Source organism: Terrisporobacter vanillatitrophus, from assembly GCF_051148895.1.
In the GTDB taxonomy this organism is placed as follows: Bacteria; Bacillota; Clostridia; order Peptostreptococcales; family Peptostreptococcaceae; genus Terrisporobacter; species Terrisporobacter vanillatitrophus.
Map to the genome: position 1 here is coordinate 3,050,303 of NZ_CP154625.1, position 26,853 is coordinate 3,077,155.

24 protein-coding genes, 2 pseudogenes, 1 riboswitch and 1 other annotated feature are annotated in these 26,853 nt (G+C 28.0%); of the genes and pseudogenes, 14 read left to right on the forward strand and 12 right to left on the reverse strand.

Translation table 11 applies throughout. The features are described 5' to 3' along the window. Window positions 1–450: 450 nt before the first annotated feature. Window positions 451–1,077 carry a peptidylprolyl isomerase gene (locus tag TVTCOM_RS15070; protein WP_434797090.1) on the forward strand — a complete coding sequence of 209 codons (627 nt, stop codon included), beginning with the start codon at window positions 451–453 and terminating at the stop codon, window positions 1,075–1,077. 290 nt (window positions 1,078–1,367) lie between these two features. After that, a riboswitch (cyclic di-GMP riboswitch) is annotated at window positions 1,368–1,453 on the reverse strand. A gap of 116 nt (window positions 1,454–1,569) precedes the next feature. Here TVTCOM_RS15070 and TVTCOM_RS15075 read toward each other — a convergent pair. Next, window positions 1,570–2,088 carry a GNAT family N-acetyltransferase gene (locus tag TVTCOM_RS15075; protein ID WP_434797091.1) on the reverse strand — a complete coding sequence of 173 codons (519 nt, stop codon included), beginning with the start codon at window positions 2,086–2,088 and terminating at the stop codon, window positions 1,570–1,572. 83 nt (window positions 2,089–2,171) lie between these two features. Beyond that, window positions 2,172–2,798: a TVP38/TMEM64 family protein gene (locus tag TVTCOM_RS15080; protein WP_434797092.1), complete on the reverse strand. Its 627-nt coding sequence runs from the start codon at window positions 2,796–2,798 to the stop codon at window positions 2,172–2,174. A gap of 255 nt (window positions 2,799–3,053) precedes the next feature. On the opposite strand from TVTCOM_RS15080, the gene TVTCOM_RS15085 reads away from it, so the two are divergent. Then, window positions 3,054–4,316: a Y-family DNA polymerase gene (locus TVTCOM_RS15085; protein ID WP_434797093.1), complete on the forward strand. Its 1,263-nt coding sequence runs from the start codon at window positions 3,054–3,056 to the stop codon at window positions 4,314–4,316. Between the two features lie 22 nt (window positions 4,317–4,338). Beyond that, window positions 4,339–4,599 (forward strand): hypothetical protein, encoded by a 261-nt coding sequence (locus TVTCOM_RS15090; protein WP_434797094.1) that lies wholly within the window; start codon window positions 4,339–4,341, stop codon window positions 4,597–4,599. A gap of 101 nt (window positions 4,600–4,700) precedes the next feature. On the opposite strand, the gene TVTCOM_RS15095 is transcribed toward TVTCOM_RS15090, so the two are convergent. Further along, window positions 4,701–5,972 (reverse strand): dicarboxylate/amino acid:cation symporter, encoded by a 1,272-nt coding sequence (locus TVTCOM_RS15095; RefSeq protein ID WP_434797095.1) that lies wholly within the window; start codon window positions 5,970–5,972, stop codon window positions 4,701–4,703. Window positions 5,973–6,318: 346 nt separating this feature from the next. Further along, window positions 6,319–6,900 (reverse strand): hypothetical protein, encoded by a 582-nt coding sequence (locus TVTCOM_RS15100; protein ID WP_434797096.1) that lies wholly within the window; start codon window positions 6,898–6,900, stop codon window positions 6,319–6,321. Between the two features lie 139 nt (window positions 6,901–7,039). On the opposite strand from TVTCOM_RS15100, the gene TVTCOM_RS15105 reads away from it, so the two are divergent. The 7 genes and pseudogenes from TVTCOM_RS15105 (at window position 7,040) to rbsB (ending at window position 13,680) form a co-directional block, all read left to right on the forward strand. Continuing rightward, window positions 7,040–8,584 (forward strand): leucine-rich repeat domain-containing protein, encoded by a 1,545-nt coding sequence (locus tag TVTCOM_RS15105; RefSeq protein ID WP_434797097.1) that lies wholly within the window; start codon window positions 7,040–7,042, stop codon window positions 8,582–8,584. 431 nt (window positions 8,585–9,015) lie between these two features. Further along, complete coding sequence (gene rbsK / locus TVTCOM_RS15110) at window positions 9,016–9,924, forward strand: ribokinase (RefSeq protein WP_434797098.1); 909 nt, start codon at window positions 9,016–9,018, stop codon at window positions 9,922–9,924. A 2-nt stretch (window positions 9,925–9,926) separates the two neighbouring features. After that, window positions 9,927–10,316 (forward strand): D-ribose pyranase, encoded by a 390-nt coding sequence (rbsD, locus tag TVTCOM_RS15115; RefSeq protein ID WP_434797099.1) that lies wholly within the window; start codon window positions 9,927–9,929, stop codon window positions 10,314–10,316. Window positions 10,317–10,423: 107 nt separating this feature from the next. Further along, a pseudogene (locus TVTCOM_RS15120) lies at window positions 10,424–10,748 on the forward strand (ATP-binding cassette domain-containing protein); the annotation flags it as partial. Window positions 10,749–11,159: 411 nt separating this feature from the next. Further along, complete coding sequence (locus TVTCOM_RS15125) at window positions 11,160–11,825, forward strand: ATP-binding cassette domain-containing protein (RefSeq protein WP_434799755.1); 666 nt, start codon at window positions 11,160–11,162, stop codon at window positions 11,823–11,825. Continuing rightward, window positions 11,797–12,765, forward strand: a complete 969-nt coding sequence (gene rbsC, locus TVTCOM_RS15130) for a ribose ABC transporter permease (RefSeq protein ID WP_434797100.1) — start codon at window positions 11,797–11,799, stop codon at window positions 12,763–12,765. The genes TVTCOM_RS15125 and rbsC overlap by 29 nt, the downstream gene beginning before the upstream one ends. A 12-nt stretch (window positions 12,766–12,777) precedes the next feature. Then, window positions 12,778–13,680 (forward strand): ribose ABC transporter substrate-binding protein RbsB, encoded by a 903-nt coding sequence (gene rbsB, locus TVTCOM_RS15135; RefSeq protein WP_434797101.1) that lies wholly within the window; start codon window positions 12,778–12,780, stop codon window positions 13,678–13,680. A gap of 42 nt (window positions 13,681–13,722) precedes the next feature. On the opposite strand, the gene TVTCOM_RS15140 is transcribed toward rbsB, so the two are convergent. Continuing rightward, on the reverse strand, window positions 13,723–14,526 hold the full coding sequence (locus tag TVTCOM_RS15140; protein WP_434797102.1) for a hypothetical protein: 804 nt from the start codon (window positions 14,524–14,526) through the stop codon (window positions 13,723–13,725). Window positions 14,527–14,725: 199 nt separating this feature from the next. Then, window positions 14,726–14,966 (forward strand) — a binding site (T-box leader). Window positions 14,967–15,025: 59 nt separating this feature from the next. On the opposite strand from TVTCOM_RS15140, the gene ilvB reads away from it, so the two are divergent. Next, window positions 15,026–16,771, forward strand: coding sequence for a biosynthetic-type acetolactate synthase large subunit (gene ilvB / locus TVTCOM_RS15145; protein WP_434797103.1), 1,746 nt, complete (start codon window positions 15,026–15,028; stop codon window positions 16,769–16,771). A gap of 18 nt (window positions 16,772–16,789) precedes the next feature. Then, window positions 16,790–17,287: an acetolactate synthase small subunit gene (gene ilvN, locus TVTCOM_RS15150; protein ID WP_434797104.1), complete on the forward strand. Its 498-nt coding sequence runs from the start codon at window positions 16,790–16,792 to the stop codon at window positions 17,285–17,287. Window positions 17,288–17,401: 114 nt separating this feature from the next. Here ilvN and TVTCOM_RS15155 read toward each other — a convergent pair whose 3' ends face one another. Both TVTCOM_RS15155 and TVTCOM_RS15160 read right to left on the reverse strand, forming a co-directional pair. Continuing rightward, a complete protein-coding gene (locus TVTCOM_RS15155) occupies window positions 17,402–18,664 on the reverse strand; it encodes a cation:proton antiporter (RefSeq protein ID WP_434797105.1) in 1,263 nt (420 codons plus the stop codon). Between the two features lie 247 nt (window positions 18,665–18,911). Continuing rightward, entirely contained in the window at window positions 18,912–19,067 is a 156-nt protein-coding gene (locus TVTCOM_RS15160) for a zinc-ribbon domain-containing protein (RefSeq protein WP_434797106.1), read from the reverse strand. A 256-nt stretch (window positions 19,068–19,323) separates the two neighbouring features. Here TVTCOM_RS15160 and TVTCOM_RS15165 point away from each other — a divergent pair, with 256 nt between their 5' ends. After that, window positions 19,324–19,842: a fascin domain-containing protein gene (locus tag TVTCOM_RS15165; protein WP_434797107.1), complete on the forward strand. Its 519-nt coding sequence runs from the start codon at window positions 19,324–19,326 to the stop codon at window positions 19,840–19,842. A gap of 44 nt (window positions 19,843–19,886) precedes the next feature. On the opposite strand, the pseudogene TVTCOM_RS15170 reads toward TVTCOM_RS15165, so the two are convergent. From TVTCOM_RS15170 to modA, 4 genes and pseudogenes are all read right to left on the reverse strand, one after another. Then, window positions 19,887–21,792 (reverse strand): annotated as a pseudogene (locus tag TVTCOM_RS15170) (endonuclease MutS2). 262 nt (window positions 21,793–22,054) lie between these two features. After that, complete coding sequence (locus tag TVTCOM_RS15175) at window positions 22,055–23,113, reverse strand: sulfate/molybdate ABC transporter ATP-binding protein (protein ID WP_434797108.1); 1,059 nt, start codon at window positions 23,111–23,113, stop codon at window positions 22,055–22,057. Window positions 23,114–23,116: 3 nt separating this feature from the next. Next, window positions 23,117–23,797: a molybdate ABC transporter permease subunit gene (modB, locus tag TVTCOM_RS15180; RefSeq protein ID WP_434797109.1), complete on the reverse strand. Its 681-nt coding sequence runs from the start codon at window positions 23,795–23,797 to the stop codon at window positions 23,117–23,119. A gap of 23 nt (window positions 23,798–23,820) precedes the next feature. Continuing rightward, window positions 23,821–24,630 (reverse strand): molybdate ABC transporter substrate-binding protein, encoded by an 810-nt coding sequence (modA, locus tag TVTCOM_RS15185; protein ID WP_434797110.1) that lies wholly within the window; start codon window positions 24,628–24,630, stop codon window positions 23,821–23,823. A 167-nt stretch (window positions 24,631–24,797) separates the two neighbouring features. Here modA and TVTCOM_RS15190 point away from each other — a divergent pair, with 167 nt between their 5' ends. Beyond that, window positions 24,798–25,733 carry a substrate-binding domain-containing protein gene (locus tag TVTCOM_RS15190; protein WP_434797111.1) on the forward strand — a complete coding sequence of 312 codons (936 nt, stop codon included), beginning with the start codon at window positions 24,798–24,800 and terminating at the stop codon, window positions 25,731–25,733. A 109-nt stretch (window positions 25,734–25,842) separates the two neighbouring features. Here the strand turns inward: TVTCOM_RS15190 and TVTCOM_RS15195 are convergent, their stop codons facing one another. Next, entirely contained in the window at window positions 25,843–26,625 is a 783-nt protein-coding gene (locus tag TVTCOM_RS15195; protein WP_434797112.1) for a Cof-type HAD-IIB family hydrolase, read from the reverse strand. Window positions 26,626–26,853: the final 228 nt, after the last annotated feature.

Sequence of the window (26,853 nt, forward strand, 5' to 3'; positions counted from 1 at the left end):
ATACTGTTACAAAAGATGCTATACATCTATTGCTACATCATAATATATTTGAAACTAATAATTATTTATAAATTAAATAATCTATAATTTCTCTTTACAATAAAAAAGCAAGCATTACTTTAGTAATGTCTGCATTATTTTTCTCAATCTTATAAATGATATCAGATAAGAAATTATAGGTCAATAAGTATATTTCAACCTTTTCTTGTGAAATCATTTTCAATTTAAAATGAATATTTTTTCATATTATTTTTATTTATAAACAGCTAATGAGTCATAAATTTTTAATGTTTATTTAATATTAATCTTCCCTCATTATTTTCTATTATTCAATCCTATGTATTGAATTTATAATTATGTATAAAACTTACATTTTTAATTCATTTGAAACTATTGATTTTTATTTATGATATAATAAATAATTATAATTAAAAATAAAAGGTGGTATATATGACTGACAAAAGAAAAAAAGGAATTCTAGTAAGTTTGTTAGCTGGAGCAATGGCTCTTGTAGGATGTTCTCAAGGAGAAATGAATGATGAAGTCAGAACTCCTCCCAAAGAACTTCCTATAGCAACTATAGTCATTAAAAATTATGGCACTATTGAAGCTGAACTTTATCCTCATATAGCTCCAAATACAGTAAATAACTTTATATACTTAGCTAATAGTAATTTTTATGATGGCCTTACTTTCCACAGAGTAATAAAAAACTTTATGATACAAGGTGGAGATCCAAATGGTAATGGTTCAGGTGGTCCAGGATATAGCATTAAGGGTGAATTTACTAAAAACAAATTCAAAAATAATTTAAAGCATACAGAAGGTGTTTTATCTATGGCAAGAAGCCAAAACAAAAATAGTGGAGGTAGTCAATTTTTTATTATGACTAAAGATTCTAATCATTTAGATGGGCAATATGCTACTTTTGGTAAAGTTGTAAAGGGTATAGATATAGTACATGAAATCGAAAATACAAAAACAGGAACTAATGACAAGCCTGAAAAAAATGTAATTATAGAATCTATAAAAGTTGATACTAAAGATATAAAATACGATGAACCTGAAAAAATATAAACTTCTCTTTATTCAAATTTAAATATAAAAAAAGACGGAATTTCAGGGGTGAAATTGCCGTCTTTCTTTAATTATGGGGTATGTTATATTTAAATATTTGTATAATGGGGATTATACAATACTTAAATATAGGGTTTGGTGTATTTAAACATGGGGTTGTTTAAATACGGGGTTTTACTACCAAGCCTAAAATAAAAAACTACCATTTTAGGGTAGTTGCCATTCTATTCTAATATCATAAACTTCTATAAAAATAGCTTAAGTTTATGATAACAAAGAACTTTTTATTCTTCGGCAACTGGCTGGCATAGTGTGATTAACCTTAGCCCCTATAGCTTTGCGTCTCTAGATTTCTCTAGATTTGCCAATATTTAGCTATTACACTATAAATTATATACACTTTACATAATATATGCTAGTATTTATTTATATTTTTTTGTTTTATTTTATTTTTATTTTAAATCAACTTTTATCTGCCATTACATCCATACTTTAGATAGTTTTTTGTCTTAATATCTTTTCAAAAGCTATTCTCTCAGATTTATCTTTTAAATAAATTACACCACAATTCTCAAATTTATTTTTACTTAAGAATTTTTGCATTGATTTGTTATGTCTATGAGTATCAATTCTAATATAACTTATATTATTTTCTAAACAAATTTTCTCTATATATTTAAATAGCTCACCAGCTACTCCATTACCTTTCAGATTATTAGAAACTGCCACCCTATGTACAACAGCATAATCTTCATTACTAATCCATTTGCCCTCATATATAGTATCATAATCTTTTTCTCTATCAAAAGATAAATAGGCTGTAGCAATTATTTTACCGCCTTTTAATAAGACATAGGAATCGCCACTTTCAATATCATTAATTATACTCTCTTTATTTGGATATCCATCTTGCCATTGATCAATATTATTCTCTTTAAAGTAATTTTGGGCTTCTTCAATAATATTTACAATTTCTTTTATATCTGCTTTTCTCGATTTTCTAAACTCCATATAATTTCCTCCTTATTATCAGTTTATATTAATTATATTATAAAAGCCCTCCTAATAAGGAGAGCTTTTGTAATATAATTAAATCATTTACTTTTCTTTTTTTCATATCTTTTATAAATAAAAAACAATATACCACTTATAATCAAAGTTATTATAAATATAATAATGGCCATAGTGTAATTCTTCTTTCCAAGATAACTTCCTCCAATAGTAGAGGAAACAACAGATGGAACTCTAGCTATACTTGAAATTATTAAAAATGGTACTAGTTTAATAGGTGTAATTCCTGCCACATATGAAAGAACATCCTTAGGTGTTCCTGGAATTAAAAATATAAAAAATATAGTCATATATAATTTCTTATTACTTTTTAAAAAATTCAATTTTTTTAATTTTTCTTTTGATACAAAAATTTCAACAAAGTCAATTCCAAACCTTTGAGCAAATAAAAATACTACTATTTGTCCTATCACAGTTCCTACTAAACAAAGAACTGCTCCCAAAATCCAGCCAAATGCATATCCTGCTGCAATTTCAAAAGGCTCTCCTGGTATAATTGCTACAATAATTTGAAAAGCCGCAATTCCTATCATAATAAATTTTCCACATAATCCAGTACTATTTATCCATATTCTAAATTCCTTTGGTTTTTTGGCAAGGGAAACTATTTTTTTTCCTACAGTAAATCCTAAAGCGACAATTATTACCAAAAATATTATTCCTCCCACTAATAATATTTTTTGATTCTTATCTAGTTTTTTTATAGTAATTTCCCTCCTTACCTAAAATTCTTTTTATTTTTTCAACTGTACTTATGTTAACCAAATAGACTTAATACATTCTTACTTAAATACATTTATTTATTCAAAAGTTCTAATTATATTTTTGTTATAAATTTCATATTTACACAGAACTAAAGTTCGAATATAATTAAACCATATTAAACATTTGTTCTAAGAAGGAGGGTGTATTTATTGAATAAAAGGCTTATTTTTCATATTGATGTAAACAACGCATATCTATCTTGGACAGCTACTTATTTGCTAGAAAAAGGTTATAATATAGATCTTCGAAAAATCCCCAGTGTTATTGGCGGTAACGAGGAAACACGTCATGGTATTGTATTAGCTAAAAGTGAACCTGCTAAAAATTATAAAATTCAAACAGGTGAAACTTTATTTTCTGCTAGAATAAAATATAAAAATCTAATTGTAGTTCCTCCCCACTATGATTTATTTAAAAGATGTTCTGATTTCATGGTGGAACTTCTTAATGAGTACACACCTAATATACAAAGGTTTAGCTGCGATGAATGTTTTTTAGATTTTACAAACATGGAAAATTTATATGAAAATCCCCTAAACCTAGCTTATGAAATAAAAGATAGAATTGAAGAAGAACTCGGTTTTACAGTCAACATAGGTATATCAAGTAACAAATTATTATCAAAAATAGCATCTGACTTTGATAAACCAAATAAAGTACATACTCTTTTCCCTGATGAAATAGAAGAAAAAATGTGGCCTTTAGATGTGAGGGAACTATTTGGTGTAGGCATAAAAACTCTAAAAAAACTTAATAACTATGGTATAAAAACTATAGGTGATTTAGCAAATTTTGATGTTGATATTTTAAAATATAAACTCAAATCCTATGGGGAGCAAATTCACAGGTATGCCAATGGTATTGAAAATTCAGAAGTTAGAAAAAGCAATTATATAGGTATGAAAGGTATGGGCAATAGTATAACCACCCATTTTGACATGACCACCAAAGATGAAGCTCATATGGTTATTTCTTCTCTTTGTGAGACAATTGGTATGAGACTTAGAAAAAATAATAGTTGTTTTAATGTAGTCTCCATAAATTATAAAACCGATTCATTTTTTTATAGGAGAAAACAAAAAAAACTAAATTACTCTACTGATAGCACCCAAGATATAAAAAAAGAAGCAATAAAACTCTTTGATGAACTTTGGGAAGAAGAACCTATTCGCCAAGTAGGTGTTCATGTTGCTGGACTGTCTAATAATAACGAAGTTCAACTATCTTTACTTGAAAATGGCTGTAATGAAAAAAAGAAAAACTTAGATAAAACTATTGATAACATTAGAAATAAATACGGTAACTATTCAATATCAACAGCCCAATTTCTAGACACTCCTATACCACCACTATGTGGTGGTATAAATGAAGACGATTATCCCATGATGAGTAGTTTAATATAATTTATTAAAAGGTGATGATTAAATGAAACTAGTATCAAAAGAAATAGACATAGTAACTGTATTTGATAAAAATGGGAAAATACAGCCTATTAAATTTAAATTTGAAGATAAGGACGCTACTAAAATTATAAAAGTCGATAAAGTCATAGAATTTGTAGATTGTAAATTTGCTGGAGATTCAATTATAGTTTATAAATGTCAATCTTGTATTGATAATATTATAAAGCCCTTTGAGCTAAAATTTGAAAAGAGAACTTGTAAATGGTATTTATACAAAATTTAAACAATAGAAAGAACATCTAAAAAATTTAATTTTAGAGATGTTCTTTTTATTATTTAACTCTATTAATTTATAACAATAAAGAAAATTGTTTAATCTGAATTTTACGCCGCTACTTCTTCTTTTGCCACACTACAATATTTGTCCACATCAAAGTCTTTTTCACTATTAGCAACAATTAATGTACACACATTATCACCCATAACATTTACAGTAGTTCTAAACATATCTACTATTCTTTCTACTCCCATAATTAACCCAATTCCTTCTAGAGGTAAATTCACAGAAGTAAGAACCATCGATAACATTATCATTCCCACACCTGGAACTCCAGCAGTACCTATTGATGCTAATGTAGCTGTTAAAACTATTGTTATCATTTGATTCATTTCTAAATTTATACCATATATTTGAGCTATAAATAAAGCTGCTACACCTTGCATTATAGCTGTTCCATCCATATTTATAGTTGCTCCCATTGGTACTGTGAAAGATCTTGTAGTCTTACCTACACCTAAATCTTCTAATATTTCCATACTAGCTGGAACAGAAGCATTACTTGATGAAGTTGAGAACGTAATAGCCGCAACTTTCGTAAACTTCTTTAAAAATGGCTTAATTTTTTGTCTTGTAAATATTTTAAATAATCCACCATAAACTACAATAACATGAATAGCTAAACCTAAAAGTACAACCACTAAATATTTAACCAAAACTAATATAGCATCTTTTCCCACAGTGGAGAAAGTTTCTGCAACTAATGCAAATACACCTATCGGAGCTGCCATCATTATTATTCCAACCATTTTCATGCATATATCATTGGCACTTTCAAATATTTTTCTTACTGGCTCTGCTTTTTCACCCACTATGCTCATTGCTACTCCTGTAAGCAATGCAAAGAATATTATTTGTAACATATCTCCATTTGCGAAAGATGCAATCGGATTTGATGGTATTATGCCAAGTATAATATCTACAATTGATTTCGACTCTCCTATAGCTACTTCACCTGTTACTACAGAACTCATATCTAAACCTACTCCTGGCTTTAATATACTTCCTAAAAATAAAGCTATTATTATTGCTACGGCAGTAGTTGATAAATAAAACGTCATAGTTTTAGTTCCTATTCTTCCTAATTGTTTAACATCTCCCATAGATGATGCCCCACATACTAATGAAACAAATACTAGTGGAACAACCATCATTTTAATTGCTGATGTAAATCCAGTACCTAATATCTTAAATAATCCACCTATAATTACAGTATCCTTAATATAACTTTCTGGTAATGATTTTAATATTAATCCAAATATAAAACCTAAAAATAATCCTAATAAAATTTTACTTGTTAATGTAAGTTTCTTCTTCATTGTTTATTCTCCCTTATTTCTTTTTCGTCATCACTATTACATTATACACTATTTTTTATATTTATGTTTATTTTTTTAAGTTTGCACGTATTCTAGCATTATTTTTCTTTATTTTTTTAAGTATTTTTATTTAAAACATTATTTATTTTACTTTTATTTAATTTTACAGGTAATTATTAATGTATTTGTTAAAAAATTTGTTAATTTTCAAGGTTTATCGAACTTTAAATTAATTTTAATATATAACATTCTCTTTTTAATAAAATATACAATATATACTTCTTTATATATTCCAAATAAAATACACCTAAAATACATATCTTTAGGTGTATTAAAATTAATATTATTATATAGTATATATTTTTGTATTACAGTACTGCATAAGCGGTACCTCAGCTTCTTTATCTAGTTGACTCATAATCATAGTGATATCATAATAGTTTTCATTTTTTTGATAAATTGCATAGGTTGACTTTATATGTCCTTGTATGGAGTCTGTTATTACTTTAGAAGGAGAGCATACTTGACAGCATTTATTATTCATTTGACTATTTACAGGAATTAATTCTTCAACTTGTATAGGATATAATTTGCCACCTGGATTAAAAATCTTATCATAATCTTCTTCCCTATATTCCACTATATAAGATGTTTCTAACTTAGTATTACTGTCCTTCTTTATTATTTCTTCCTTACAATTTTCAAAAACTTCTTTAGTTGTATATGTTCCAGAAAAATCACTTCTAACAGTTACTCTTGAGCCTTTTTTTTCACTATAATTTACTTCCATAGTTGTATTTGAAGAGAAGGTAATTATATTATTATTGTCTCTATTTACTTCTTGTCCTGTAACTCCATACTCAATTTTCAATTTTTCAGCATTATTAACAAACCTTATTAGCTGTTTTAATACATCACTTTCATACATTTAATCACCTCCATTTATTCATTTTTAATAAATATTATTTAAATATATTATGATTATATATAAATTATTACTAACTATATCAATCCATATTAACAAATCAACATCTTCAATCATATAAATAAAAAAGGAGGTGCGTAAAATGACTAACCTAGTGCCGGACATGAATTTAAAGACTGTCATCAATCAATACTTTTCCAGATCAGAAGACACAGAAATAACTAAATCAGACTTGGAAAATATAAAAGGTTATATATATTCAGATATATCCTCTCTAGGCAAATATATCTGTAGTATGGAGGGTCTTCAATATGCAACTAATATGACAGAACTTCTTATTGAAAATAATTTATTAACTAGTATGGAACAACTTATTAGCTTAAAAAAATTAAATACTTTATTTTTAAATAACAATTTGATTACAGTTGTACCAGATTTGTCTAATATGACTAATTTGACGTCTTTACTACTTAACGGTAATGAGATTAAGGATATTTCAACTATTTCTAGTGGGAAAAATCTTAGGTTTATTAAAATTAATGAAAATAGAGTTTCTGACTTGTCTCCATTGTCTACTTTAGAATACCTTAAAGAATTACGTGCCATAAATCAAGATATAGAAATCAAGGATGTTATAGAATCATCTGATTTTTATACATTAGATATTAGCTTTTTAAAAGACTTTAATGGTCAAACACCTAAAAGTATCTCCCCTACTCACTTAGGTGAATACAATAGTGAGAATAAAGAGATAGTTTGGGATACATCATTAATTTCTTTCGAAAGTCCTAGCTTTACTTTTGAAAGTGATGATGGCTATTTTTCTGGGATTGTTACAGTAGATTTAATTGACGTCGATCAAACTGTTATTATAGATGATGAAAATTTACAAAATGAAATAATTGATATTTTAAATAAAGAGAATAATATTATAACTTTAAAAGACATGCTAAAACTTAGATATTTAGATTTAAGTAATAAGAATATTAAGTCTTTAAAAGGTTTAGAGTTTGCAAGTAATTTATATACATTAATCTTAGATAATACTTATATTACTGATTTGCAATATGTTCCTTCATCTGTTAATTATGTATCTTCCAAAAGTTTAAAAGACGAAGTACTCATTCCAGATGATAGATTAAAATCACTTATAAATGTTGTTCTAGGTAAAAATGATAAATGTATTCTTACCTTTAATGATATAAAAAATTTAACTGTATTAGATGAATTTGCTAACCATATTAAGTCTTTAGAAGGTTTACAGTATGCTGAAAATTTAAAGATTTTAAGCCTTCTAAATAATAGAATTTCAGATATAAATCCTATATGTGCTTTAACTAATTTAACTTACTTGGATCTTAGCAATAATAATTTAAAAGATCTATCACCGTTATCTTCTTTTTATAAAAATATCTCTTATGTTTATGCTAATAATCAAAAAATTACCATTGAAAAAAGTACAACTCCACAAAATAATATTTTTAATTTATCTTTAGATTTTGTAAAAGATATTGATGGAAGTATTATTAAAAATATAACTCCATATCAAGGTGGTATATATAATAAAGAAGAAAATTCTATAACTTGGAGTTTAGATTGTATACCTTGTTATCTTAACTTTGATTTTGCTGGTATAAATAATATTTTCTCTGGAACTGTATGTGTAAAAGTTAAAATAGATGAATAAGTAAAAATTCTTTAATATAAGAAAAGCCACTACTTAAACTGGCTTTTCTTATTAAACTTATCCATCCTTTTCTTCAACTGTACTTGTTGCATTAGACTCTAAAAGTTTAAATGGCGTTGTCATATGTAGATTTATACTAGTTGTATTTCCTTAATTAGGCATTAACATATCTTCCTATATCATCTCTCCAAGAAGAGCCTCTCTTTAATGTTCAAAGTTACATCATAAGTTCAGTTATATCTGCACCCATATAATCACTAGTTAATCTTTTCTATATATAATTTTATTTAATTTATTGTTAAATACTATATCATAATATTTGTCAAATTCTATCGAATTATGTTGCACTATTTTTTTCATTATGTTACTCTATATGAGGTAAAATTTTTTTTATACATAAGATGTATACAATATAACTTTGGAGGTAAAACATGAAAAATATATGTGTTATAGGCAGCTTAAATATGGATTTAGTTGTTAATGTTGATACAATGCCAAAGCCTGGACAAACTCTTTTAGGAGGCAATTTCAAAGAAGTTCCAGGAGGTAAAGGAGCAAACCAAGCCGTTGCAATGGCTCGATTAGAAGGAAATGTTTCTATGATCGGTAAAATTGGAAATGATGGTTTTGGTAAAACATTAAGAGAAGCCCTAAATAATGATAATGTTAATACAAATCATGTTCATATAGCTAATTGTTATACTGGTGTAGCATTTATAACTGTAGATAAAAATGCTCAAAACGCTATAGTTGTAGCCCCAGGAGCAAATTTTCAATTAACTAAAGATGATATAGATAAAAGTATAGATTGCATAAAAAGCAGTGATATAGTAGTAATCCAATTAGAAACTCCTTTAGAAACTGTAAAATATGTGCTACAAATTGCAAAAGACTTAAATAAATACACTATACTTAATCCTGCACCAGCAGTTAAATTAGATGATGAAATAATAAAAAATGTTGATTTATTAACTCCTAATGAAACTGAATTGGAAATTATCTCTGAAACAAAAATAGAAAATGAAGATGATATAAATAAAGCAGCTAGCAAAGTAATAGAAAAAGGTGTCAAAGAATTAATCATTACTCTTGGATCTAAAGGTAGCTTATATATAAATGAAGAAAGGTCATTCTTCAAACCAGCTTATAAAGTTGAGGCAGTTGATACTACTGCTGCTGGCGATTCTTTCACAGGAGCTTTAGCCGTTGCTCTATCAAACAACAAAACTATGGAAGAAGCTATGGATTTTGCTTCTAAAGTAGGCGCTTTATCTGTTATGAAAGAAGGAGCTCAAAGCTCTCTACCAACATTAAAAGACGTTGAAAACTTTGGGAGGTAATTATGAAAAAAACAAAAATGATAAATAGTAAATTATCTTATGTAATAAGTCAAATGGGACATACTGATTCTTTAACTATTGGAGACTGCGGTTTACCAATTCCATGTGGAACTAAAAGAATAGATTTAGCTTTAACTCATAACGTACCTACTTTTATTCAAACTTTAGATATAATACTTGGGGAATTATGTGTTGAAGAAGCTATAATAGCCTCTGAGATAAAAGAAAAAAATCCAGAAGTTTATGAAGCAATAAAGAAAAAAGTTTCTGTCTTACAAGAAGTAAGTCATGAAGAATTTAAAGTTTTAACAAAAGATAGCAAAGCAGTAGTAAGAACTGGAGAATGCAGTCCTTACGCTAATATAATTTTAAAATCAGGAGTAGTATTTTAATGAAAACACCAATTTTAAAAATGACAAATATAGTTAAAGAATTCCCTGGTGTTAAAGCCCTTGATGGAGTTAATATTGAACTTTACGAAGGTAGAGTTATGGCTCTTATGGGTGAAAATGGTGCTGGGAAATCAACACTTATGAAGATACTAAGTGGTGTATATAAAAAAGATGGTGGTGAAATCTTCTATAAATATAAAAGGACCAAAAGATGCCACAGATAAAGGTATCGCCATAATACACCAGGAGCTAAACTTAGTTAATGACTTAAGCATAGGTGAAAATATATTCTTAGGTAGAGAACCTAAAAAAGGATTTAGAATCGATTTTAATAAGCTGCATGCTAACAGCGAAGTTTTATTAAAAAGATTAAATATAAATAAAGACTCTAGAGAACTTGTGAAAAACTTAAGTATAGGTGAAAAGCAAATGATTGAAATTGCTAAAGCTCTTTCTCTAGATGCAAAAATAATAATAATGGACGAACCAACAGATGCTTTAACTGATAAAGAAACTAAATCATTATTTAAAGTTATAAATGAGCTAAAAGCTGATAATAAAGCCATCGTTTATATTTCTCACAGATTAAAAGAAATATTTGAACTTTGTGATTATATAACAGTTCTTAGAGATGGTAAGTTTGTTGGTCAAGAAGAAATATGTAACCTTGATGAAGATAAAATGATAGAAATGATGGTTGGTAGAAAATTAACTGATCAATTCCCCCATTTACAAGTTGAAAAAGGTGAAACAATTTTAAAATTAGAAAGTGTTTCTAATAAATTTGTAAAAAATATTTCTTTTGAAGTTAATGCCGGTGAAATACTTGGTATATCAGGACTTATGGGTGCTGGCAGAAGTGAACTTGCTAAGACTATATATGGTTACCTTCCTTTAGAAAAAGGCCGTATTATAAAAAAAGGTAAAGAACTAAACCTTAAATCTTCATCTGACGGTGTAAAAAATAGAATTGCTTATGTAAGTGAAGATAGAAAAGGTGACGGACTTATTTTAGGTTTATCAATAAGAGAAAATATGACTTTATCTTCTTTAGAAAGAATTTCAAAATCTTTTGTAGTTGATAAAAGCAAAGAAAAAGAGAGAGTTAATAGTTACATAGATAGAATAAGAATTAAAACTCCTAGCATGGAACAATTAATTAAAAACTTATCTGGAGGTAACCAACAAAAAGTTGCCATAGCAAAGGCTCTTATGACACATCCTGATGTGTTAATCTTAGATGAACCAACTCGTGGTGTAGACGTTGGTGCTAAAAAGGAAATTTACGATTTAATAAATGAATTTAAATCTGGGGGAAAAGCAATCATTATGATTTCTTCTGAAATGCCAGAAATTTTAGGTCTATGCGATAGAATCCTAGTTTTAAGCCATGGTGAAATAACAGGAGAATTTGATATAAAAGAAGCTACACAAGAAAAAATATTAAAATGTGCAGTAAAAATTAAGGAGGATCACAGGGATGTCATCTCAAGTGAAGCAACAGCATAATAAATTTAATTTAAAAGAAACATTAATAAAATATAAAAGTTTAGTAGGGCTACTTGCTTTAATAGTATTAGTATCAATACTTAGCCCATCGTTTTTAAGTACAAAAAACATATTTAATATATTAAGACAAACTTCAGTAAATGGAATAATTGCAGCAGGTATGACCTTTGTTATATTAACTGGTGGAATAGACTTATCAGTAGGTTCTATTCTTTCCATAAGTGGTGCCGTTTGTGCCTCTCTTTTAGTTTCAGGTAGTAATATATTTATATCAGTTTTAGCTGCTTTAGTAATAGGTGCTTTAGTAGGATTTTTAAATGGTTTCATAATAACTAAAGGTAAACTGCAACCATTTATCGCAACGCTTGCCACAATGACTGTTCTTAGAGGTTTAACTTTAGTTTATGCTGATGGTAAACCAATAACTCTTGGAAGTGGTGAATTGGCTTTAAGCTTCGGTCAAATTGGTGGAGGTAAAATCCTCGGTATACCTACTCCTGCGCTAATTATGATAGTAGCATTTGCAATCTGTGCCTATATACTTAAAAATACTAAAATGGGTAGATATACTTATGCTTTAGGTTCAAACGAAGAAGCAACAAGACTTTCTGGTTTAAACACAGACAAAATAAAAATAACTGTTTATACTATAAGTGGTATACTTGCTTCTATTTCAGGTATAATAATTACTTCTAGATTATTCTCTGCTCAACCTACTGCAGGTAATGGATATGAACTTGATGCCATAGCTGCTGTAGTTCTTGGTGGAACTAGTTTAACTGGTGGTAAAGGTAAAATAACTGGAACAATAGTTGGTGCATTAATAATAGGTATTTTAAGTAATGCCTTAAATATATTAGACGTGTCATCATATTATCAAATGATGGTTAAAGGTGCTGTTATATTAATAGCTGTACTTTTAGATAGAAAAGGTAACTAGGAGGTAGTAAAAATGTTTAAAAAAGTTGCTATCATAATGATGTCATTAATGTTATTTACATCATTACTAGTTGGATGTAAACAAAAAAGTCTTAGTGATACTAAGAAAATCGGTCTTATAGTATCTACTTTAAACAATCCTTTCTTTGTAGATTTAAAATCTGGCATAGAAAGTGAAGCAAAAAAATTAGGATATGATGTAGTTGTTTTAGACTCTCAAAATGATCCTGCCAAAGAAGTTTCTAACATGGAAGATATATCTGTTAAAAACGTAGATGTAGTTTTATTAAATCCTGTTGATTCAGATTCTGCCATAGCATCTGTTATGGTTGCTAATAACTTGGAATTACCTGTAATTACAGTTGATAGAGCTTCTAATGGAGGTAAAGTAGTTTCTCACGTTGCCTCTGACAATGTGGAAGGCGGAAAAATGGCTGCCAAATATTTAGTTGAAAAACTAGGTAATAGAGGAAACATAGTAGAACTTGAAGGTATAGCTGGATCTTCTGCCACTCGTGATAGAGGTGCTGGATTTGATAATGAAATAAAAAATAGTAATTTAAAAATAATCACTAAACAAAGTGCTGACTTTGATAGAACCAAAGGTCTTTCTGTAATGGAAAACATAATTCAATCAAAAGGTGATATTGATGCAGTATTCGCTCAAAATGATGAAATGGCTCTTGGTTCACTGAAAGCTTTACAAGATGCCAACATGGACAATGTTTTAGTTGTTGGATTCGATGCTACTGATGATGCTGTAGTATCTGTCCAACAAGGTGATATGGCTGCAACCATAGCTCAACAACCTAAATTGATAGGAGAAACTGCAGTAAACTTAGCTCATAGATTTTTATCTGGTGAATCAGTTGAAGACTTTGCTCCTGTAGAATTAAAATTAATAGACAAAAAATAACAATAAAAGGTCAACATATAAATATATGTTGACCTTTTATTGTTATCCAAGTTCAAAAAGTTGCTTATCTTCTACTTTTATCCATCCATATCTGCCTTCTTTATTCACTACTTTTATACATTGATTATCATCATAATTATACAAAGATACTAACTTAATTTTATCACCTTTTGAAAGAGTGTACGCCTCTACATTTCCCACATTTGTTTCATATACTATAATTTCATCTTTTGCTATATATTCATTTTCTTTGTTACTACCTACAACTTGAACTTCTTTTTTGCCTATATCTGTGAAATCACAATCAAATTTTCTTTTATAAACATAATTTATAAAAATAGGTTCTCCACCAATAACTTTGCTATAATTATTAAAATCAGACGAATCATCTGTACTTGCATAAGTAATTTTCATTGTTCCATTTTTATCATCATTGTTTATGATTTTTCCATTCATTTTAATATTATAACCTTTATTTTCACCGTAATATGTAAAGATATTTATTTTACTGTTTTCATTCTTATTACCTAAAATTAAGTATATTTCTTTTTTATTATCTACCTTATTAAAATCATATATATGTACACTTATATTATTTTCATCTTTATATTTTTGTTTTAATTTATTGTTTATATACAAATCCACAATAAAATTATCTTCTTTATCTCTATATGATTTTAGCTTTATTTCCTCATTTTCTCCATCCTCATTTAAATCAAAAAAATATATTTCATCATATTTTAGTTGATTTTGTGATAAACTCATTTGAAAAAATATTTCATCTATTTTATCATAATTTAGAAATATCACTACTGCCAAAACGATTAGCACTATAATCCTTTTCATCTATACCCCCTACACATTTCGGTAACTGTTTATAAATAATTATACACTAAAAATATATTTTATAGGTAGCATATATTTTTTTTTATATATCATTGAGTTTATTCTATTTTGTAATTAATAAAATTTCATCGTTGACATTCATAAATACACAGTGATAAAATTTTACTAACTAAATTTTCAGATATTTCAAAACATTATACATAATGCAATGATAAGGAATAATACCTTTTATTTAAAGCACAGAAAGAAGATGGTCGATGAGAATCTTCGTGAGAATGAAAGGGAACTAGCCTTTAAGCAGTGAAAAGAACAAGTTTTTACTTTAGTAGACTTCACCGGAACTTCCACCGATAAAAGGAAATCCTATTTATTTGATAGGAATTGAGTGCAAGATTATTTCTTGAATTCAGGTGGTAACACGGATTATATTCGCCCTGAGCTGACATTTCAGCTTGGGTTTTTTTTTATAAAAATTTTAAAATAATATGGAGGTATATTAATGAAAATAAAAGGTGCTGAATTAATAATTAAGGCTTTAAAAGAAGAAAATATCCATAAAATTTTTGGATATCCCGGTGGGTATGACATCGATATTTTTGATGCTATTTACAATCAAGATGATATTGAGCTAATTTTGCCAAGACATGAGCAAGGATTGATTCATGCTGCTGAAGGCTATGCTCGTTCTACAGGAAAAGTTGGTGTTTGTTTAGTTACAAGTGGTCCAGGAGCTACAAATTTAGTTACTGGTATTGTAGATGCTAACTATGATAGCATTCCATTAGTTTGTTTTACTGGTCAAGTTCCTACTTATGTTATAGGAAATGATGCTTTCCAAGAAGTTGATATTGTAGGTATTACCCGTGGTATTTGCAAATACTCTGCCACTGTTACAAATAGAGACGATCTTGGTAGAATGATTAAAGAAGCTTTTTATATTGCTAAAACAGGAAAACCTGGACCTGTAATTTTAGATTTGCCTAGTAATGTATTAAAAGACTTAGGTGATGATATTTATCCTAAAAAAGTAGATATTCGCGGTTATAAACCAAACACTAATGTTCATATGGGGCAAATAAAAAAAGCATTCAATTTATTAGAGGAAAGTAAAAAACCATTATTTTTAATAGGTGGCGGAGTAAACATTGCCAATGCCAATAAAGAGTTTGAAAAACTAGTTGATATAACCAATATACCTGTTATAACTACCATTATGGGTAAAGGTGCTATACCTACTTCTCATCCTCTTTATATAGGAAATGTGGGTATGCATGGTAGCTATGCTTGTAATAAAGCTATTAATGAATGTGATGTAATGTTCTCTATTGGTACTCGTTTTAATGATAGAATAACCGGAAAACTTTCTGAATTTGCATTAAATTCAAAGATTATCCATATTGATATTGATTCCGCTTCTATTTCTAGAAACATTGTAGTTGATATACCAATAGTTGCCGATGCTAAATCTGCTATCAATGAAATGATTCCTCTTGCAAGAAAATATAATACAGAAAAATGGTTAAATGAAATAAGAACTTGGGATAAAGAACATCCGCTAAAGTTAAATACTAATTCAAAAAATACTATTTCTCCCCAAGTCATAATTGAAAAAGTAAATAAAAGTTTTCCAGATGCCATAGTAGTAACTGATGTCGGTCAACATCAAATGTGGACTACTCAGTACATCGAAATGAATGAAAATAAAAAACTTATTACTTCTGGTGGTCTTGGCACTATGGGATTTGGTCTTCCTGCTGCCATTGGAGCTCAACTTGGCAATCCTCATAAAAGAGTTGTATGCATTTGTGGTGATGGTGGATTTCAAATGAATATTCAAGAAATGGCAACAGCAGTACAACATGAACTTCCTATTACTATTATCATAATTAATAACAGTTTTCTTGGAATGGTTAGAGAGATGCAGCATTTCTTTTACAATAAAAACTACTCGGGGACTTGTCTACGAAAAAGAAAAAGCTGTAGTAATAAATGTCAATTTGAAGATAAAAAAGTACCTAAATCTTGCCCTCCTTATACTCCTGACTTTATTAAACTTGCTGAAAGCTATGGAGCTTACGGTATAAGAGTTGATAAAGAAGAAAATATAAGCAGTGCATTTGAAAAAGCTAAAACTAATTTAGATGCTCCTACCATAATTGAGATTTTAATTGATTTTAAAGAAAATGTTCTTCCTATTGTTCAAGGAGGAAAATCTCTTAAAGATATGATAATTAGTGAAAATTAGAAAGGATAAAATATTATTATGAAAAAAAGATGGATTGCTCTTTATGTGGAAAATTACTCTGGAGTTCTTGCCAAAATTGCAGGCTTATTCTCTGCTAAATTATATAATCTAAACTCTTTAACTGTAGGCCCAACAGAAGATATTACTATGTCTCGTATGACCATAAGCGTACTATGTGATGATGCCACATTTGAACAAATAAAAAAACAATTAAATAGATTTGTAGAAGTAATAAAAGTTATAGATTTAACTACCATGTCTACTCATACTAAAGAAATAGTTTTTATAAAAGTCAAAAACTGTTCTCTTAAAGACAAAAGTGATTTATTTCAAATGTGTCAAGTTTTTAATATTTCTATTATTGACTATGGAAAAGATAGCTTAATTTTGGAATCTGTACATACTGAATCTAGAAATGATGAAATTATTAAACTTATTGCAACTCAGTATCCAAGCATAATAGTAGTACGTGGCGGAAGTGTGGCAATTGGCTCTATTTCTGTTTCTGAAAGATAATTTATAATTTTATTACAGATTTAAAATCAAAACTTTATATTATTTCCGAATAATTAAATAAATCCCTCTATAAATATGATATAAATATCATATTATAGGGGGATTTATAATATATTAAGCAACCACATCAGATACCTTATCTGTTGCTTCTTCTAATACTCCTAGTTTTTTCGCAACTAGCTTCGTAGTACTTGCTTGTACTATTAACGTTACAAGTATAGTCATAAACACTACTGAAGATATTATTTCATAACCTGGCACTTTCATTGCCACTATTATTCCTGATACTGCAGCTGGTATAACTCCAGTTTCCCTAACCCACATCATAAATAATTTATCTTTAAATGTCCATTGTGCTTTTCTATCAAATGCAGTAGATACTAATACTACTAAAGGTCTTCCTATAAACATTAGAACTAATACTGTTATTAATGATGGTAACCAATATTGAGCTAATGCTGATATATTTACTTGAGTGCCTAGTAAAACAAATATAGACATACGACATATTGTAGCTATACTTTCTGTAAAATGTACTGTTGGTTGATAATCAGCTTCTTCCAACCAAATGCCAAACATTTTTTTATTTCCTGAAATTAATCCTGCCATAAATACTGCCATATATCCACTACCATGGAACATTGTAGCTAGCTCATAAGCAAGAGTAACTGTTAACATTGACATAATTGGAGCATAAGAATGGAATATTCCCACTCTTTTATCTGAAACTAATATTATTAATAAATATCCTACTAATATTCCTACACCTATTCCTACCGCTGCTGAAATAAGTAATTCCTTAATACTCTCTATTGCTGAGAACTGACCACTCATAACTATACCTAATAATGCTGAAGATAATATAGCTCCTACTGCATCATTAAAAGCAGACTCACTTACAACTGTTTGTTTTATCTTGTCCTTTATTCTAACTTGTTTAAATACAGGTATAAGAGCTGCTGGGTCTGTTGAAGCTATAACCGCACCTAAAAGAAAAGCTGTCATAATAGGTAAATTAAATATCTTAGCTGCCACAACGCCTACTACAACTGCAGATATTACAACACCTACTGTTGATAGCATTCCAACACTTAATTTTACCTTATTTAGTACTTTTAAGTTAATTTCTTTACCACCTTCATATAATATAAATGCTGATCCAAAAGTAAGTATTAAATTATTTTCTACTGGAAAAGCCCCTATACTTAAAATATTTAAAAAGGCTGGCCCTATTATTATACCTGCTATTAAATATAGTATTACATCTGGAATTTTTAATATCTCACTTATCCTTCCCAGTGCAATACCCGTAATTATTATCATCGAAAATATTAACAATAAATTATTGGTAGCAATTGCTTCTATGCTTCCTTCCATACTATTCATCTCCACTCTTCAATTTTGTTTTTAATCTAATAATTATCCATTATATACCCCTAATTATCATAAGTCAATGCTAGTGAACGTTGTCGAAATATAAAATTTTTTTAACATTTTTTGAGTTTTCTGGATATTTTATAGTTGCTTTAATTTCCATGAAATTACACTTAATTATTAATATATTTTTCTTTTTTTAAACTAAAAAAGCTATAAGATTTAATCTCATAGCTTTTCTTTAACAGAACTATCTTCTGTTGTTATTTTGTTGTTTTCTAGCTTTTCTACACTCTGGACATCTAACTGGCTCGTTATCAAATCCTTTTTCTTTGTAGAATTGTTGTTCTCCTTCTGTGAATAAGAACTCAGCTTTACAATCTTTACATATTAATTTTTTATCCATTATATTAATCCTCCTATAAAGACTACATAGCAATAATTTGCCTTTATAGGAAAAAATTATTATCTAAATTAATCTTTATTTATTTTCATTTTTAAGGATAACATATTATATCAATAATTTCAAGTATTTTGCGAATTTTAAGTATTTTTTATTTTTGTTTAATAGCAATATTATTGTTGTTTAAATACTCCTAGTAACCTTAACTTACTTATCATCATAAAATATAATAAGTAGTTTAATATTAAGGGGGCAAAGTATGAGTATAGATAGTCGTGATCCAATTATACAAATAGGACCAGGTCCTGAATTACCACCTTGGATAAGTCCAGGACCTGACCCAGTTACTCCACCATTTCCACCTGAAACAGAACCTGGATCAGTCATACCTCCAGTCCAAGATATTCCTAAGGTAAAAATAAAATCACTGTTTTCAAATGCATTTATAATAGTAGGATATAATGATGTTTTATATGCCGTTGCTGCTATTGCTCAACAAGGAGAAACTTTCAAAATAATTCCTATTAATAACTATCAAGTAAAACTTAGAATTGTTGGGGGGCAATTTGTAAGAATTGATTATAATGGTGCATTAGTTGCTGATGCTAATAAAAACAATGCTACTATTTTTAATATTTTTCGAACTGGATATATGGAATTTAGCCTAATGGCTCCACAAGGAAAGTATGTTAATGTAAGACAAAGAGATAGTATGTTAGTTGCTAAATCAGAATATGCTAGTCCTAGAACAAAATTTAAATTTAGAAATGCAGATTAGCTAAAAGGGGAAGTGTATAAGTCACACTTCCCCTTTGATTTATTTTATCTATTGTTTTTTATTTCCTTTTGAATTTTCTTTAAAGCTTTTTTAGAACCTCTTTCTATATCCTTATCTAGCTTTCTTTTTTCAAAACTTATAAACAAACTATTTAAGTCATATCCTTCAGGATATAAGTCTTTAGCTTTAAATTGTAATTTTAGCCTTCTAGCATTTATATTAACAAACTCATCTTTATATAAAACTTCCACGTTGTTGAACTTATCTATTGGTTTATAAACTATACCAAAATCCTTGAAATCTAGCAATTCTACCTTATCTCCCATTTCAAAATTTGGAAATTCTATAAAAGTTAAATTTTCTTTTTCAACAACCTTATTTAAAATTTTATTTTCTTTTACTAAAGTGAAATCGTAATTTTTATTATCCATGTAGGTTTTTGCCTTTTGTAAAACCTTATCTTTTATTCCCATTTTTTTAGAAATAAATAGCGCATTGCTATCTTCTGATTTGCCAATAACAAGCTTATACAAGGGCTCTAACGTTTCCTTATCAAACATCATTCCTGCATTTTCAAAATCAGGATGTTTATTGGCAAAATGTTTAATTTCTTCATAGTGAGTAGATGCTATCATAATACAACCCATTTGATAAAATTCTTCTAGGAGTGCAATAGCTAAACTAGCACCTTCATTTGGATCTGTTCCAGAGCCTATTTCATCAAAGAGTATCAAGGTATTTTTGTTAGCTTCTCTCATAATATCTGCTATATTTTTTATATGAGAAGAAAAAGTACTAAGGGCATTTTCAATACTTTGATTGTCTCCTATATCAACAAAGACTTTTTCAAATATACTAATTTCAGTATTTTCCATGGCTGGTATATCGAAACCACACTGTGTCATTAAAGTTAAAATACCTACAGTTTTTAAAGTGATAGTTTTTCCACCTGCATTAGGTCCTGTTATAATTAAACTTCTATATTTATCACCTATTTCAAAATCCAAAGGCACTACATTGACTTTTAACAGAGGATGCTTTCCTTTAACAATCTTAGTATATCCATGATTATTTATCTTTGGAGTAATACATTTATTATTTTGGCTAAATTTAGCCTTGGCAAATATCATATCATACTGAGATACTATTTCCATATTTAACTTAATCTCTCTAATTTTGTCATAAATCAATTCTGTAAGATATGATAAAATCTTATATTCTTCTATAGATTCTTCACTTTTTAATGTAATTAAATCTAAAGAATATTTGCTTATGGATGCTGGTTCTATAAACACTGTTGAACCCTTTGAAGAAGTATCTAAAATTGCTCCATCAACTTCATTTTTAAAAGATGATTTAATAGGTACTACAAATCTATCATCTCTTTTGCTTATGATAAATTCTTGTATATACTTTTTATTAGTAGAAGATGTTAAAAATTTATTTAACCTTTCTTTTATTCTGCCTTCACATATATCTATACTTCGTCTAATTTTCTTCAATTCTTTACTAGCTTCACTAGAAATTTTATTATTTTTAATTGAAAATTTAATTTCTTCTTCCTATATTTTCGCATTCTGTTATATTTAATGCATAAGAACTTAATGTAGGTGAATAAAATTCCTTATCCAACATAAATGATTTTGTCTTTCTACATCCTCTTAAGAAATCTTCACTAGAAACAAGTTCTGCAACATCTAAAATCATTCCCTTTTCTACTTTATCTATTACAGGATATATATTAAATAATCCTTCTAGTGGTACATGATTACTATTTTCTAATACTTTTCTTGCTTCTTTATTTTCTTCTAACTTTTTCTTAACAACAGAATAATTTCCACTGGGTTCTAATTTGTCTATAAGACTTTTCCCAAGTGAACTTACACAGTGTACTTTTACTAATTCTTTAACTTCATTTAATTGTAATTTTTCAAATGTATCTAAATTCATTTTAATCTCCTTTATTTATATATCAATCTTATATTAAAAAAGACTTCTTTATAAATAAGGATAGTATTTTGTGGTTACTCCCTATTTATAAAGAAGTTCTCCCACAATGCTCTTATTATTTTTCAAAAACAACTCTCCTTTTAATTTTTATTTCCAATATTATATTATCATAAAAATAAAAAAAAGTGTAGATTTCAAACTAAATAGAAAATCTGCACTTTTTTATTCGTTTTACATTACAATCATTATCTCACTCTTAATTTTAACAAAAATCAAATAAACAATTTTCATCAAATTTTACAAGAACCTTATCTCCAACTTTTAAAGGCTCTATATTCTTATTAATTTCCAATTGTATTGCACTAAAGTTTTCGTTTTCTAAATTCTGTACGTAAACTATATATGTAAACGAACTTTCAAACACTTTTACTATAGAAAGTTCAAACAAATTTTCTCTACTAAATTGCAGATTATTTTGAACTATCCTTATATGGTGTGATCTAATACCAATATATTTTGCTCCGTCTGCTATATCATCTGATAATATACATTCTATCCCCCAGTCTTTGGCAAATACTCTTTTTTCATCAATTATATCTATTTCAGAAATATTTTTACAACCTGTAATAATTGCTTCTGTCATTGACATAGGATGCTTAAATAAATCTTTTTTAAATCTTTTATTTAGCCCCAAGCCTTTATTAAATACAACTATATGATCACATATACGATAAGATTCACTTATATCATGAGTAACATATACAATATGACCTTTAAAATCTTTAATAACATCGATTAATTCATTTTCCATATTACTTTTCAAATGATAATCTAATGCGGAAAAGGGTTCATCTAAAATAAGTATCTCTGGATTACAAGCCAAGGCTCTGGCAAATGCGATTCTTTGCTTTTGTCCACCTGACAATTGATGAGGATATCTTTTTTCAAATCCCTCTAGTTTCATTTTATGAAGATATTCTTTTACTATTTTATTTTTTTCCTCTTTACTAAGATTAACTAATCCTATTTCGATGTTTTCTTTTACCGTCATATGAGGGAACAAAGCATAATTTTGAAATAAATAACCTACTTTACGTTCTTGAGGAGGAATATTTATTCTTTTTTCTGAATCAAAAAATACTCTTCCATTTAAAATTATTTTACCTTTATCTGGCTTAATAATACCTGCTATACATTTCAAAGTCATACTTTTTCCACAGCCTGACTCTCCTAAAAAACCTAAAACACCATTTTCTTGTTCTATATTAACTTTTAGAAAAAAGGAACCAAAGTCTTTTTCTATATCTACTATCAATGACATACTCTAACCCCTCTTCCCTACAATTTCTTGTTGCTTATCAGACCATTTATTTAATATAAGTATCATTACTACTGAAATAACTACAATAGTCATTACCCAAAGCATAGCACCTTTATAATCCATAGCTTGAACTTCAAAGAATATGGCTAAAGGCATTGTTTGAGTTTTTCCTGGGATATTTCCTGCAATCATAAGTGTGGCTCCAAACTCTCCTAATGCTCTTGCAAATGATAATACTAGTCCACCTATTATTCCTGGCCAAGCAAGTGGTATTGCAATTTTATAAAAAATTTTCCAATTACTAAGACCTAGTGTCTTAGCTGCTGAAATTAAATTAACATCAATTTGCTCAAAAGCTGATCTTGCACTTCTATACATCATAGGAAAAGCAACAACTGTTGCCGCAATAACAGTAGCACTCCATGTAAAAATTATACTTTTGTCCATAAGTTCCAGTAATTTTCCCATAGGTCCATTTTTACCAAATAAAAGAAGTAAAAAGAAGCCTAATACTGTTGGAGGAAGTACAAGGGGTAAAGTAAATAAACTATCAATTAAACCTTTCCACTTACCTTGATAATTGGCTACTAAATAAGCACTTCCTATTCCTATAAAAAATGTTATAAATGTTGCTAATAGAGATGTTCTTATTGATATCCAAAGCGGTGTTAATCCTGCATTCATTATACTTCCTCCAATTCTATAAACTAATTAGCTTTTTTAAATCCATATTTTTCAAGAATAGCTTGTCCATCATCACTTAATAAGAAATTCTCAAATGCTTTAGCTTTGTCTTGTTTTTTACTTTCTTTCATTATAGCAACTGGATAATTTATAGCTGAATGAGTATCATCATCAGTAGTTAAAACAACTTCTACTTTATCAGCACCTACAGTATCACTTAAATAAACAAATCCAACATCAGCATTTCCTTGTTGTACCCAAGATAAAACTTCTTTTACATCTTTAGCAAGAACAAGCTTATCTTCTACTTTATCATATAACTTTGTATTATCTAAAACTTCTTTAGCATATTTACCGGCTGGAACTGACTGCGGATCTCCTATTGCTATATGTTTTACATCCTCAGAAGTTATGCTATCTAAATCTTTAACTGTTTTTCCTTTAGCCGCAACTAATACTAAGTCATTAGTTAATAAAGTTTTATTTGTTCCATCTAATAATAAATCTTTATCTTCTAATGCCTTCATTTGCTTTTCACCTGCTGATATAAATACATCACAAGCAGCGCCTTGCTCTATTTGTTGTTGTAAAGTTCCAGAAGATCCTAAGTTGACTTCTAGCTTTATATTTGGCTCTACTTCTTTAAACTTTGTTTCCAATTCAGTCATAGCCTCTTGTAGAGATGCTGCTGCAGATATATTTAGAGTTACTGTCCCTTCACTTGTAGTATCATCTTTCTTACTTTCATCCTCACTGTTACTAGAGCATCCAACTACTCCTAGTGCTAAGCTTAAAACTAGCCATGTTATTCCTAATTTTTTTAATACTTTCATAAACATCCCCCTCTATTACGTTTTATTATGTTTCGTAACATTATGTCATGTTTTATAATTTATATTGTATATATTTAATACTTTTATAGCAACAAATTTATACATTTTTTAGAATATTTAGTAAAAAAAATATTTTATGTTACAATATTTCTAGGGAGGTGTTTGTTATGAATTCATCATTAAATGCAATGGAAGTTGCTCAAATGTTAAACATTACAAAAAATACAGTCTATGAAATGATAAAGAGAGGAGAACTTCCTTCTTATAAGATTGGTAGAAAAATAAGGATCGATAAAAGTGATGTGGAAAATTATATAAATAGCCAAAAAAATACATTTACAAGTAATTCCATGCCATCATTTGAACCTACTATTAATATGAAACCTTCTTCTATAAAAAATGGAGAAATTATAATTTCTGGTCAAGATATTATTTTAGATATATTATGTAGAATGATAGAAGTTAAAACAAAAAATGTAAGAACATATCGTTCTCATATAGGTAGCTATAATGGATTATACGATATGTATAATAATAAAGTTTCCATATCTTCTTGTCATCTTTGGGATAGCGAAACAGATACATATAATACTAGTTTTGTAAAAAAACTACTACCAGGCGTATCTTGTATTTTAATTAATATTGCTTATAGAACACAGGGGTTTTATGTTAAAAATGGTAATCCTAAAAATATAAAAGATTGGAATGATTTAAGCAGAAGTGACATTACTATGATTAATAGAGAAAAAGGTTCTGGAGTTAGAGTTTTACTTGATGGTAAACTTCATTCATTTAATATGTCAAATAATATAAATGGATATGAAAATGAAGAAACATCTCATCTTAGCGTAGCTAGTTGTGTTGCTAGAGGTGGTGCTGATATTGGAGTTGGTAATGAAAAAGTTTCTAAACAAGTAGATAATATTGAATTTATTCCTCTTCAAAAAGAACGTTATGATTTAGTAATAAAAAGATCCGATTTAGATAATCCTGTTTATAAATCCATTGTTGATATTTTATCTTCAAAAGAGTTCAAAGATGAACTTGAAGGACTTGGAGGATATGATTTAAAAGATACTGGTAAAATAGTTGGACAAACATAAAAATAAAATTGAAGCGAAAAATACTGAGTTAAATCATAGAAAATAAGACTAAAAATTTTAAAAGTCAAAATTTTTAGTCTTATTTTAATTACTTGATTTTTCATTATACTTAATCAATAATTTTTAAATATTTCATAGCGTGTTCTATTCCATCTTCATCTATATGTTTTGTAACAAATGTTGCCTTTTTAAACAGATCTGGATTTCCGTTCCCCATAACTATACTATTTGAAACACTATCTAACATAGGTATATCATTATTACTATCTCCAAAAGCAAATGTATTTTCTTTACCTATATTAAAATGATTAACTAAAAAATCTATACCACTTCCTTTTGAATGTCCTTTTGGTATTAATTCTCTTGTTCCCTTTCCATGATCTATGTAATCAAATATTTCTTTTATATCTTCACAAAAATTATCTATATATTTGTTATCATCATATCTAATAAACATCTTATTAAATGTCATATTTTCTAAATCATAAGTTTTGACTGGATAATTTTGTTTTCTTAAATTAGACAATAAAAAATCATCTTCTGCATTTTCATCCACATATATAGCCTCTTCGCCTTCTAGAACAGCATTTAGTTCATACTTTTTTAATGAGTCCAATATAATATTATACTTTTCTTTATTAACTCTATTAACATAAAGTACTTCATTATTAACTTCTATATAAGTACCACACCCACAAACATATCCATCAAAACCTAGTTCCTTTATATCATCACCTATTAGCGATTTTGTTCTTCCTGTATTTATAAAAATTAAATGGCCTTTTTTCTTTGCTTTTTTAAGTGCATTTTTTGTACTTTCTGGTATGGTAAAAGTTTTGTGAGAAAGCAAAGTTTCATCAATATCGAAAAATAAAATTTTCCTATTTTTCACGTTATCATCCTCCCTAATGTCTTTTTCTTTACATATAAATATAGCTTTAAGTTATATTTTTTTCAATTGCATTTTTTCTATTATACAATTATTTTTATGATATATAATTATTCAAGTATTAATAATTTTTCAGATAATAAAATTTATGAAATCTCCAAATTTTGTATGTTTTTACTAAATAAATCATATTATATTATATTATAATACTATATAAATTCTTCAACATAT

Excerpts from the sequence above, each read along its gene's own strand:
- TVTCOM_RS15155 (WP_434797105.1), bottom strand. The coding sequence starts at position 18,664 with ATGGAAGGAAGCATAGAAGCAATTGCTACCAATAATTTATTGTTAATA.
- TVTCOM_RS15090 (WP_434797094.1), top strand. The coding sequence starts at position 4,339 with ATGAAACTAGTATCAAAAGAAATAGACATAGTAACTGTATTTGATAAA.
- modA (WP_434797110.1), bottom strand. The coding sequence starts at position 24,630 with ATGAAAGTATTAAAAAAATTAGGAATAACATGGCTAGTTTTAAGCTTA.
- TVTCOM_RS15125 (WP_434799755.1), top strand. The coding sequence starts at position 11,160 with ATGGGTGCTGGCAGAAGTGAACTTGCTAAGACTATATATGGTTACCTT.
- TVTCOM_RS15100 (WP_434797096.1), bottom strand. The coding sequence starts at position 6,900 with ATGTATGAAAGTGATGTATTAAAACAGCTAATAAGGTTTGTTAATAAT.
- TVTCOM_RS15075 (WP_434797091.1), bottom strand. The coding sequence starts at position 2,088 with ATGGAGTTTAGAAAATCGAGAAAAGCAGATATAAAAGAAATTGTAAAT.
- rbsB (WP_434797101.1), top strand. The coding sequence starts at position 12,778 with ATGTTTAAAAAAGTTGCTATCATAATGATGTCATTAATGTTATTTACA.
- TVTCOM_RS15105 (WP_434797097.1), top strand. The coding sequence starts at position 7,040 with ATGACTAACCTAGTGCCGGACATGAATTTAAAGACTGTCATCAATCAA.
- modB (WP_434797109.1), bottom strand. The coding sequence starts at position 23,797 with ATGAATGCAGGATTAACACCGCTTTGGATATCAATAAGAACATCTCTA.
- rbsD (WP_434797099.1), top strand. The coding sequence starts at position 9,927 with ATGAAAAAAACAAAAATGATAAATAGTAAATTATCTTATGTAATAAGT.
- rbsC (WP_434797100.1), top strand. The coding sequence starts at position 11,797 with ATGTCATCTCAAGTGAAGCAACAGCATAATAAATTTAATTTAAAAGAA.
- TVTCOM_RS15175 (WP_434797108.1), bottom strand. The coding sequence starts at position 23,113 with ATGTCATTGATAGTAGATATAGAAAAAGACTTTGGTTCCTTTTTTCTA.
- TVTCOM_RS15070 (WP_434797090.1), top strand. The coding sequence starts at position 451 with ATGACTGACAAAAGAAAAAAAGGAATTCTAGTAAGTTTGTTAGCTGGA.
- TVTCOM_RS15165 (WP_434797107.1), top strand. The coding sequence starts at position 19,324 with ATGAGTATAGATAGTCGTGATCCAATTATACAAATAGGACCAGGTCCT.
- ilvN (WP_434797104.1), top strand. The coding sequence starts at position 16,790 with ATGAAAAAAAGATGGATTGCTCTTTATGTGGAAAATTACTCTGGAGTT.
- rbsK (WP_434797098.1), top strand. The coding sequence starts at position 9,016 with ATGAAAAATATATGTGTTATAGGCAGCTTAAATATGGATTTAGTTGTT.
- ilvB (WP_434797103.1), top strand. The coding sequence starts at position 15,026 with ATGAAAATAAAAGGTGCTGAATTAATAATTAAGGCTTTAAAAGAAGAA.
- TVTCOM_RS15160 (WP_434797106.1), bottom strand. The coding sequence starts at position 19,067 with ATGGATAAAAAATTAATATGTAAAGATTGTAAAGCTGAGTTCTTATTC.
- TVTCOM_RS15095 (WP_434797095.1), bottom strand. The coding sequence starts at position 5,972 with ATGAAGAAGAAACTTACATTAACAAGTAAAATTTTATTAGGATTATTT.
- TVTCOM_RS15140 (WP_434797102.1), bottom strand. The coding sequence starts at position 14,526 with ATGAAAAGGATTATAGTGCTAATCGTTTTGGCAGTAGTGATATTTCTA.
- TVTCOM_RS15190 (WP_434797111.1), top strand. The coding sequence starts at position 24,798 with ATGAATTCATCATTAAATGCAATGGAAGTTGCTCAAATGTTAAACATT.